General features: G+C 42.1%; 5 protein-coding genes. 3 read left to right on the plus strand and 2 right to left on the minus strand.

What is annotated here, in order from left to right; genetic code table 11:
• Positions 1-424 precede the first annotated feature (424 nt).
• Entirely contained in the window at positions 425-1759 is a 1335-nt protein-coding gene (locus IM319_RS09690) for an AAA-like domain-containing protein (protein ID WP_286823844.1), read from the plus strand.
• A gap of 394 nt (positions 1760-2153) precedes the next feature.
• Positions 2154-3986 (plus strand): carotenoid oxygenase family protein, encoded by a 1833-nt coding sequence (locus IM319_RS09695; protein WP_287735451.1) that lies wholly within the window; start codon positions 2154-2156, stop codon positions 3984-3986.
• A gap of 24 nt (positions 3987-4010) precedes the next feature.
• Here the strand turns inward: IM319_RS09695 and IM319_RS09700 are convergent, their stop codons facing one another.
• Both IM319_RS09700 and IM319_RS09705 read right to left on the minus strand, forming a co-directional pair.
• Complete coding sequence (locus IM319_RS09700; protein WP_287735454.1) at positions 4011-5087, minus strand: RNA-guided endonuclease InsQ/TnpB family protein; 1077 nt, start codon at positions 5085-5087, stop codon at positions 4011-4013.
• A gap of 15 nt (positions 5088-5102) precedes the next feature.
• Positions 5103-5255, minus strand: coding sequence for a hypothetical protein (locus IM319_RS09705; protein ID WP_287078304.1), 153 nt, complete (start codon positions 5253-5255; stop codon positions 5103-5105).
• A 94-nt stretch (positions 5256-5349) separates the two neighbouring features.
• Between IM319_RS09705 and IM319_RS09710 the strand changes: the two genes are divergently transcribed.
• On the plus strand, positions 5350-11505 hold the full coding sequence (locus IM319_RS09710; protein WP_287735453.1) for an AAA family ATPase: 6156 nt from the start codon (positions 5350-5352) through the stop codon (positions 11503-11505).
• Positions 11506-11640: the final 135 nt, after the last annotated feature.

Raw genomic sequence — 11640 nt, forward strand, 5'->3', positions numbered from 1 at the left:
AAAAGCACAAAATAACCGATTATGAAATTCTATCAAATCGCTGTAACCATTGCAACATCGTTGTTAAATAAAAATATTTCTCAATTAATTGTTAAGAATTTATAAATATTGCGGAATGTTAATTTAAATATTCTCAAGCTTATGGAGTCAATAGATAATTTTTGCTTATCTTTGACAAAAAATAGAACTCCTGCAAAATCGAACATCTACAATTGGGTTAGAAGTGAGGAGTCAGGAGTCAGGAGTCAGGAGTCAGGAGATAGGAGATAGGAGATAGGAGATAAGTTTTAGGTGTTGGGGTGTTGGGGTTTTGGGGTTTTAGGGTTTTAGTTCAATTTCCCCATTCCCCCACCTCCCCACCTCCCCACTTCCCCACACCCCACTTCATAATTCATAATTCATAATTCATAATTCCCCAATTCTTATGAGAGATTCCCTATCGAGCCATCTAAGAGTACAACAACATTGCCTCAATCAAGTTAAATTAGCCGTGAAAAAGCAGGGCTTTAGCAGTCAACGATCCTTAGCTAAAGAAGCTGAATTTAGTCTGGCTATTGTCAGCAACTTCCTGACGGGGAAACCAGTAGAACAAGCCACTTTTGCCCAAATTTGTCGTCGATTATGCCTCGACTGGCAAGAAATCGCCGCCCTGAATTTTCAGCTAACAGCACCCCCTCAAGACAAAATTCCGGTTAATTCTCCATCCAAGAGCGAAAAATTGGACATATTACCCCCCTATCCCAATGGGGCAGTTCCCCTTGGTTCCCCATTTTATTTAGAACGTCTTCCCCTGGAAGAACAGATAAGGCAGGAAATCAAGAAACCGGGGGCTTTAGTGCGGATAAAAGCCCCGAAAGAAATGGGCAAAACTTCCCTACTTTTGAGAATGCTCGATTTTGCCAAACAGCAAGGCTACCGCACGGTGAGTTTGAACTTAGAACAGGTAGACCAAGCGATTTTAGGTGATTTAAACCAATTTTTGCGCTGGTTGTGTGCCAATGCTGCCCGTCAACTACAGTTAAAACCACAATTAGATGAGTATTGGGATGAGGATTTAGGCAGCAAGATTAGCTGTACGGTTTACATTCAAGACTATCTCCTGGAATCGATTACCGCCCCCATTGTCCTCGCCCTCGATGAACTCAATCAGATTTTTGAACATCCCCAAGTGGCCAAGGATTTTTTACCGCTGCTGCGTTCTTGGTACGAAGAAGCCAAAACCCTACCTATCTGGCAAAAACTCCGTCTTATCGTCGTCCATTCCACAGAAATTTACGTCCCCCTGCAACTCAATCAATCCCCCTTTAACGTGGGATTCCCCGCACAGCTAAGTCATTTTAGTCTTGAGGAGGTATTGCAATTAGCCCAACGTTATCAACTCACCTGGGAAAATCAGGAAAAAGTCAAACAATTGATGGAGCTAGTAGGAGGACACCCAGCTTTGGTGCAAACCGCCCTCTACTATCTCAGTCGGGAGGAAATAACTATGGCGCAAATACTAACCAGTGCCACCTCCGTCACGGGGATTTATGCCCATCACCTGCGACGCCATTGGGCGGTATTAGAACAACAGCCTGAACTAGCGAAAGCCCTCGATAGAGTGATGAGCGCGGTGGAACCCGTACAATTAGACCCAATTCTCGCTTACAAACTCAGCAGTATGGGACTACTCAAACAATCAGGAGATAAAGTAGTACCCGGCTATGAATTGTATCGACGCTATTTTTTAGAGGTGAAATCCTCTATCAGTTATCAGTAAAAAGTAAACAGTTATCAGTGAACTGATAAGTAGTTCTCATAATAGTGAGGTGCAAATTCTCTGGTTTTGGGGAACGCCGAAACTGAGGAACGGTCAACATTAGTCGGTCGTCTGGGGATGATGCCAAATCCAGTCATACTTCATCTTGATGAGAAACGCTGTAACTCGCATCTGATAACTGATAAGTAGGGAGGTACAATTATTTTTAGGATGGGTTAGCGCACTTCGTAACATGATCGGACGTTGGGTTTCATGCTTCAACCCAACCTACGTTCATCTTATATTTAATTCCACCCACCCACTTAACTGATAACTGATAACTCACATCTGATAACTGATAGCTCACATCTGATAACTGATAACTCACATCTGATAACTGATAAGGGAGAATCCTATGAATATGTCAATCAAAGATACTGTCCAAAATACTGTCAACATTAGTAACTTTAGTCGCTCGCAACTCGGTCAACCGGATGAGAACAATTTATATAAAGCGGTCGCCACAATTACCGAGGGACATTGGCCGGAGAATCTTTCGGGATACGTTTTTATCGTCTGTCCTTTTCATAGAAAAAATGACCGTCATTTGTTCTCTGGCGAAGGTGTAATTATTAAATGGGACTTGCAGGGGAAAAATAATCAAGTTAACGTTTACAGCAAAAAACTGAAAACTTGGGATAGTTTCTGGCGAAAAATTTTACCGATATTTAATATTATTAAAGCCAATTTTCCCGCCGTGATCAGCATTTTGGGTTCTTCGGAAATAGCGAATACTGCTATGGTTAAAATAGAAAAAGTTTCCGAAGATGAACAACTAGAAGAAACCAGATTAATTCTCACCGCCGATGCGGGACGTTACTGGGAAGTAGATCCCGTTTCCCTTGATACTATCACTCCGATTGGTTATTTTGACCAACATCTTGTTTCCGTGCCTTTGTCTTTTTTCCCCGTCCTAGAAAATACCGCTCATCCCTTCTACGACAAAAAAACCCAAGAATTTATCACCTGTGAATTAAAGCTAAAACTTGTATCGGGAGGTATGTTAAAAGATTTAGATAACTCGGTGTATATTGTGCTTTGGGATCAACAAAAACAACTTAAACCTTGGAAACTACAGGGAACTATCCTTGATGGTAGTCCCCATTCGGTTATCGTCACCGAAGATTATATCATGATTCCCGATATGCCTTTTCAGATGGGAGTAGCCAAACTATTAGGTATCAGAATCAAGCCAGAAGAAACCTATCCGAAAACTCAAATTTATCTGGTTAAACGTCAAGACCTCAAGGAAGAAGAAACCACCGTTCCCTCGCAATTAATTACCTTCAATGGCGACAGTTATCACTTCCTTTGTAATTACCATAGTATCAACGGTCAAATTCAGCTTGTGGCCATCCAAAACGCCACTATTAGTTTAACCGAAGCGATCGAAAAAGACGATATCCAACATTTTACTGGTCAGAGTTATCCCCCCGAATACCACGGCATTCCTTGGATGTTTCCCTTTGACCCCGGAGTGCTACGCAAAGTGGTTATCGAAGATGCCAGGGTGATAAGCGAACAAGCTTTCATCCATCCGGGTTGGTTCTTTACCTGTCTCTACACCGCCGACCCACAGGAATTGGAACAGGGATACAGCGCCATTTATCAGGTTTATTCCGGTTATGTGCGCGAATTAATCTGTCGTCGTCAGTATATGGATTTTCGCGACCAAAGTAATCGCATCCTCAGCGATGCCGAACTTCCCAGTCATGACTTGCCCTCGGTATTAGCCAAGGTTCCCCTCGATAAGGATTGGAATCAGTTAACTGAACAGATTAGACAAGAAAAAAATGCCACTGATACTCATGTATCACATTTAGGTCGGGAACTACTGGATTTTTATGTTTGTCCCGATGGCTATATTTTAGATAGCATTCAGTTTATTCCCCAAGAACAGGGCTATCTATTTACGACGGTTTTAACCCCGACCAGAGTATTAGAAGCTTGGTTATTTAACCCTGACAATCTCAAGGACGGACCGATTGCTAAACTGAGTTTGCCGGAAGATGTTCACTTTGGTTTTACCTTGCATTCCGAGTATTTCGAGCAGGTGCTGCCTTCTCCCCGTCCTTCCGTCTCACAGGTAAATCGAGTCCTGTCAGCCTTGCGGAGTCTTGTCTTGGTTCCCGTAGAATTTTTCTTGGGGAGACCCGCAGCCATTTACAATCGCCAAGCAAAAAATTGACACTCCCGCGCCTGGCGGGGATTCTTAAGAGACGTAAATCCTTAAAGGGTTAGCCAAAAACCCGCTAGACACGCGCTCAAAATTGAGTCTGTGCTTACTTTTAACCAAAATATTGGCACTACCATTAATATCGGCTGAAACAAGATGTCTGTTCTTTGTTTGATACAATCCCCGCTTAACCCTTCTACCAGAAAAATTCTGTTTGATGGGGTTATCGGCATTGTAAATAGGAATCTCATCTTGACCGTAAAAACTAGCTTTAGACGAATAAGACTCCTCTTGTTCACAATACTCAATTCCGTATCGAGAACACAAAGCTTTGAGCTTTTGTCTAAGTTGCCAAAAAGGTATCTGAACAAAGTTTTGATTGTTGGAACGTCCAATATTAATCTCTTGTTTAATACTTGGATTATACCCAACTACCAACTTGCCTATTTGATGGTTCAAGCAATGGTTAATTATTATTCGAGCGGATTTATTCAAATAATCTCGAATAGAATCATTACGCCATTGATTAAGCTGTGCTTGTTTATTAGTCAACTCTTTAATGCCTTGCTTATCTTTGGCAGATTGAAGTTCAGCATTACGCTTGTTGTACCACTGATTAATGCTTTTAAGTCTTTTTCCATCAATCAAAAATTGATGCCCCTCAGTGTCAAAACAAGCTGCCAAGTTATCAACCCCCAAGTCAATAGCTATTGCTTTTTCGGAGTCCACAGATGTTTCTATTGCTTCATCCTCATAAATGTACTCGATTTCAAACCATCGAGCCGAGTATTTGGGATGTATTCGTACCTCCTTAATATTCTTGTCTTTCAGTCTTTCTGGGAGTTGGATTTTAACTTCGCCATATTCTTTTTTAAACTCTCTAGACATGGGAATTGCCAACATTCCATCTTTGAGTTTAATTCGAGGAATAATCAAAGGGAAATATCCCTCTTTAGACAAGTATTGGGGCAGTTGTGGTCTTTGGTCACATCTCCCTATACTAATTGCCTTAAGCAGTCCCAAGAAAGACCGCATACTTCTATCTACTACCTTCATCGTTTGCTGAGCAATATCGGTATTCAAAAGCCGATAGTTTTCATTAGATTTGCAAATATGGTAGTTAGATTCTTAGGTCAAACGTTTTCTTTCAGCAAAGAAATATTGCCGACATTCGTACAACGCCACATTAAAAAGATTCTTACTCAAACGACACAAAGCAGTCAGGGCATTAAATTCCTGCTGATTAAGTTGTCTAAGTTGGTTCTTTTGAGTGGCGTACATAGTTAAGATTGTTTCGCTGTATCTCTAGCATATAGCGAAACATCTTAAATGCCAAGCCGTCCTAAAAGGACGGGGTTTCAAACCCAATTTTTCGATGATTCTTCTCAACGGATACGACATTCTTGCCCAAATCTACGAAAGTGTTAACTCAGAAGTCTATCGGGCCATTCGCACCGCCGATAATCAACCCGTTATCCTCAAAATCCTCAAGCAAGAATATCCCACCGCCCAAGAACTAACCCACTACAAACAGGAGTATAAAACCATCTGCGGCCTGAACTTTGAGGGGGCGATTAAAGCTTATGGTTTAGAAACCTACCGTAGAACTCCCGTGATTATTTTGGAAGATTTCGGGGGCATATCCTTAAAAAAATGGCTAGAGGGCAAAAACCTGGCCTTAAGGGACTTTTTAAGCCTTGCACCCCGAATAGTGGCTAATTTAGAGAAAATTCACAACGCCAAGGTTATTCACAAAGATATTAATCCGGCCAATATAGTTCTTAACCCCGAAACCGGACAAATTAAAATCATCGATTTTGGCATTGCCAGCGTCCTGCGGCGGGAAAATCCGGGGCTAAAAAATCCCAACGTCCTGGAGGGGACTTTAGCCTATATTTCTCCCGAACAAACCGGACGGATGAATCGCAGTCTCGATTACCGCACGGATTTTTATTCCTTGGGCGTTAGCTTCTACGAACTGCTCACCGGACAATTACCTTTTCCAGCTAAAGATGCTTTGGAATTAGTTCACTGTCATCTGGCTAAACAACCTTTGGAGATTAATAGTCTCGTCAGGGAGAAAATTCCCCCGGTGGTGGAGGCAATCATCAGGAAACTGATGGCTAAAACCCCCGAGGAACGATACCAAAGTGCCTATGGTATTCGGGCAGATTTAGAAGAATGTTTAAGACAACTAGAAAAAACGGGTAAAATTGAGGATTTTGTCATCGCTAGGCAAGATCTAGCCAATCAGTTCCAAATTCCTCAGAAACTCTACGGCAGGGAGGCAGCAATCGCCACTCTCCTCGCTGCTTTTCAACGGGTAGCCACGGCGGATAAAAACTCCTCTCACACCGAACTGATGCTAGTTACGGGTTATTCTGGTATAGGTAAAACCACCTTGGTTGGGGAAATTTATCAGCCAATTACTGAAAAACGCGGCTTTTTTATCTCTGGTAAATTTGACCAGTTTCAGCGCAACACTCCCTACGCTGCCGTGGTTAGCGCTTTGACTCATCTGGTCAAGCAACTTTTGGGGGAAAGTCAACCACAACTGGAACTATGGCGACAAAAACTCCTAAAGTCTTTGGGGACGAATGCACGGGTTATTATTGATGTGATTCCTGAACTAGAATTAATTATCGGTCCGCAACCAGTGGTGTTACAATTAGGAGCGATCGCTACTCAAAATCGCTTTAATTTAGTCTTTAAAAATTTTATTCGGGTCTTTTGTTCCCCAGAACATCCCTTAGTCATCTTTCTCGATGATTTGCAATGGGCAGACTTGGCTAGTCTTCAGTTGATAGAATTAATTATGCTCGATGGCGATATCGACTATTTATTTTTAATTGGCTCCTATCGCAGTAATGAAATTAATTCCACCCATCCCCTAACCGCTACTCTCGATAAATTAGAGCAGGGGGGCATAATTATCAATCAAGTTATTTTAAAACCTCTGGGACTTGAACAGGTCAATCAGTTAATTGCCGAGACATTAAATCATTCACCAGAATATGTGCAATCTTTGGCCGCTTTAGTCTGGCAAAAAACCCACGGTAATCCTTTTTTTGTCAATGAATTTCTCAAAACTATCTACTGGGAAAATTTGCTATTTTTCCAACCAGGGCAGGAAACAACCACTAAAATCGACAATAATAGGGGCTATTGGCAATGGCATCTCGGCCAAATTCAAAGGATTGGCAGTACCGATAATCTGATTCAATTTATGATGGGCAAAATGCAGAAATTGCCCCCCGAAACCCAGGAGGTTTTAAGTTTAGCGGCCTGCCTTGGAGCAGAGTTTAATTTATATAGTCTGGCAATAATCTCTGAAAAATCACCTTCAGAACTTTTACCAATTTTAAATTATAGTAGCGAAGCTGGTTTGATTATTCCCCTCTCAGAATTAGATGAACAATTACTGATTCAAGAATATAAATTTGCTCATGATCGCATTCAACAAGGAGCTTACGCTCTCATCAAAGACAGCAAAAAATCTTTAATTCATCTAAAAATTGGTCGCCTACTTTGGCGGAATACTGCTGCCAATGAATTATCGGAAAAGATTTTTAAAATAGTCGATCATCTCAATCTTGGTTATCAACTAATTAGCGAGGAAAAAGAACGAGAGTTAGTGGCTAACTTGAATTTACTAGCAGCCCAAAAAGCCAAAGCTGCCAATGCCCAAATCGAAGCCTTAAAATATATTAAAATTGCTCAAAAACTTCTTAAAAAATCAAGTTGGAAAAATAACTATCAACTGACTTTAAATGTTTATTCTGAAGCCACGGAAATTGCCTATTTAACTGGGGATTTTGAGCCGATGCAGTGCTGGTCTAATCTCGTATTAAAACAGGCAAAAACAACCCTAGATAAAATAAAAGTTTATGAAGTCATTATCGAAGCTTATCACAGCCAAAATCAAGAACTAAAAGCGGTACAAATTGGTTTATCCGTCCTAAAAAGCTTCGATTTCGAGATTTCTGAATCCTTACAATCATCATATATCCACGAAGAACTTACTAAAACTCGGCAAAAATTAGCGGGTAAAAATATTGAGGATTTAAGTAATTTACCGCCGATAAATGAGGAAGAAAAATTAGCAATAATGAAGATGGCGACTGCCATATTTCCTCCTGTTTTTATTGCCGCCCCTCATCTCTTACCCATCCTAGTATCAAAACAGGTTAACTTATCAATTGAATACGGCAATAGTTATCTAGCGGCTTTTACTTATGTCAATTATGGCTTAATTCTTTGTGGTATTTTAGAAGATTGGGAAACGGGTTATCAATTTGGAAAACTGGCTTTAAACATCGCCGATAAATTTCATGCCAAAGCCCTGATGCCGAAAATAATTGCCGTCTTTTCCGCCACTATTAGTATCTGGAAAGAACCGATTAAAAATTCCCTGTCTTTGTTAAAATCTTCCTATCAAACTGGTTTAGAAATTGGGGATCTCTACTACGGAACAACCTGCGCCTATCTTTACTGTTTTCATTCTGCCTTTATCGGACAGGAATTAACAGAATTAGCCCAGGAAATAGCTAATTATGATCTGGCTTTTGTTAAGCTCAAACAAGAAAATACTCGCAACTATCTAAAAATCTACGGACAAACAGTTTTAAATCTGCTGAGGCACTCGGAAAATCCCGGTAATTTAGAAGGACAATACTATCAAGAAACTCTTATGTTACCGTATCATCTAGAGGCTAATGATCTCTACGGACTCTGTGCTTTATTTGTTAATAAATTATACCTTTGTTATTTATTTGGACAGTACGAACAAGCCATTGAAAACGCTAAACAAGCCGAAAAATATCTGGGGGGAGCCACCGCCACTTTCTTGATTTCTCTGCATAATGTCTATGATTCTCTCGCCCATTTAGCTATTTATAGTCATCTGGACAATGACCAAAAACAGCAAGTATTAGAACGAGTGACGAATAATCAGAAAAAGCAACAGGAATGGGCTAATAAAGCACCCTCTAACTATCTCCATAAATTTTATTTAGTGCAAGCGGAAAAAGACCGGGTGCAGCAATCCTATCTAGAAGCCATAGAAAACTACGAACTAGCCATCGCTAAAGCCAAGGAAAATGAATACATTAATGAAGAAGCACTAGCTAACGAACTAGCGGCGAAATTCTATCTAGATTGGGGTAAAGTAAAAATTGCCAAAACCTACATCAATGAAGCTTATTATCTCTATTCTCTTTGGGGAGCAACAGCTAAAGTCAAAGAGATAGAAAGCCGTTATTCTCAGTTAATGGTCAATAATTATGGTTCCAATTACCAGACCGAAACTAGGAGAACTCCCACCAGAAAAAATTCAGTTAGTCATGCGGGAGAACTGTTAGATTTAGGCACGATTATGAAGGCCTCCCAAGCCATTTCTAGCGAGATAGTTTTAGATAAATTACTCGCCACCCTGATGAAAATTCTCATCGAAAATGCCGGGGCGCAGCTGGGTTATCTTATCCTAGAAAGTGGCGGACAACTATTGATCGAAGCCTCCGGTTCGGTGCAGGAAGATGGGGTGACAATCTTTAAATCTAATGCCATCGAAGAACATCTTCCCGTCTCGATTATTAACTATGTAGCCCGGAGCGGTCAAACCGTTCTCAATGACGATGCTGCCCATGAGGGCAATTTTAGCAATGATTCCTATATTAAAACCCATCAAACCAAATCCCTGCTCTGCACACCCCTCCTCGACCAAGGACAACTGCGGGGAATTGTCTATCTAGAAAATAATCTCACCGTTGGGGCTTTTACCCAAGAAAGATTGGAAGTGCTGCAACTGCTCTCCAGCCAAGCGGCGATCGCAATTACTAACGCCAAACTCTACGCCGAAATCAAAGCCAAACAGAGACAACTAGCGCAATTTTTAGAAGCGATGCCGGTGGGGGTATTTGTCCTTGATGCCGACAGTCAACCCTATTATGCCAATCAAACCGCCCAAGAGATTTTAGGAAAAGAGATAGTTAATATCACCACGGCTAATCAGTTGGGGGAAACCTATCAGTTATATCAAGCTGGAACCGAGCGATTGTATCCCACAGAATACCATCCGATTGTCCGAGCTTTAAGGGGCGAAAAAAACACGATGGATGATCTAGAAATTCACCAAGGAGAGAAGATTATTCCCCTAGAAGTGTATGCCACGCCCGTTTTTGACGAAAAAGGAGAAATTATCTATGCGATCGCCGCTTTTACCGATATTACCGAACGAAAACAGGCGGAAGCGGAACGGATTCGCTTTACCGAAGAATTAGCCGAGTATAGCCGCACCCTAGAACAGAAAGTGCAGGAGCGCACCCTAGAACTCAGCCAAACCCTAGAAATTCTCAAGGCCACCCAAGCAGAATTACTGTTTGAAAATGAACTGCTCAGAAGTAGCGAAGAATCTAGCACCTTTGACTACCAAGTGGGGGGCAGTTTACCCATGGATGCCCCCACCTACGTGGTCCGCGCCGCCGACCGTTATCTCTATAAAGCCCTCAAACGCGGCGATTTTTGCTATGTCCTCAATCCCCGTCAAATGGGCAAGTCTAGTTTAATGGTACGCATGATCGATCACCTCCAACACGAGGGCATCTGTTGCGCTCCCATTGATTTAACCCGTATCGGCAGTGAAAATGTCACTCCCGACCAATGGTACAAGGGGATAGCCTTCGAGTTAGGGCGACGTTTTGGCCTGCTCAAAAGGGTCAATCTCAAAGCTTGGTGGCAAGAACGGGAAGATGTCTCGGCAGTACAGCGCTTGGGCGAATTTATCGAAGAAGTGTTATTGCTGGAAGTGGGGATAGTGGAAGGTTCTCCCCCGAAACCGATCGCGATTTTTATCGATGAAATTGATAGCGTTTTGGGCTTAAATTTCGCGGTTAATGACTTTTTTGCCCTGATTCGTTCCTGCTATAACCAGCGTGGTTTTAACCCGCTCTATCGGCGTTTGACCTTCGCTTTCTTCGGTGTTGTCACCCCCTCCGATTTAATTACCGACCACCAAATCACTCCTTTTAATATTGGTCATTCGATTCAATTGGAGGGTTTTAAGGAACACGAAGCCCAGCCTTTACTGCGCGGATTGGCCGAGAAAGTTAGTAACCCGCAAACTGTCTTAAAAGAAGTCTTTGCTTGGACAAACGGTCAACCTTTTCTGACCCAAAAACTCTGTCAGTTAATTCGCACCGCTGCCGCACCGATTCCCCCCAATGGTGAGGCCCCCTGGATTGAGGACTTGGTACAGAAGAAGATTATTGACAATTGGGAAGCTCAGGATGAACCGGAACATCTGCGGACTATTCGCGATCGGCTTCTCAACAGTCATCGCTCCCAGTTGCTCCTGAGACTCTATGAACGGATTTTAAGGGAAAAAGAGGTGATTGCCGAGGATAGCCCTCCAGAAAAAGAGTTACTTTTATCGGGGTTAGTGATCAAAGACGAAGGCCGGCTGCGGGTCCATAATCCCATCTATCAAGCAATCTTTCACCTCCATTGGCTGGCCCTGGCAAAATCAACCTATTGACATCCTCACCGCCGTAAACGGACGGTGATTCCCAAACCTCACGATTTAGGTTTCTGCTTCTTTCCCTTGCGGGGTTCCGCACCTGCCTTAACAGATTTACTCTGTTCTGGTCTTATGGTCGCTCTACAGACTGAC

It is taken from the genome of Microcystis sp. M113S1 (assembly GCF_020246945.1).
Taxonomy (GTDB): domain Bacteria; phylum Cyanobacteriota; class Cyanobacteriia; order Cyanobacteriales; family Microcystaceae; genus Microcystis.

Bases quoted from the DNA above. Each gene is read 5' to 3' on its own strand.
- IM319_RS09690 (WP_286823844.1), top strand. From the start codon at position 425: ATGAGAGATTCCCTATCGAGCCATCTAAGAGTACAACAACATTGCCTC.
- IM319_RS09695 (WP_287735451.1), top strand. From the start codon at position 2,154: ATGAATATGTCAATCAAAGATACTGTCCAAAATACTGTCAACATTAGT.
- IM319_RS09705 (WP_287078304.1), bottom strand. From the start codon at position 5,255: ATGTACGCCACTCAAAAGAACCAACTTAGACAACTTAATCAGCAGGAA.
- IM319_RS09710 (WP_287735453.1), top strand. From the start codon at position 5,350: ATGATTCTTCTCAACGGATACGACATTCTTGCCCAAATCTACGAAAGT.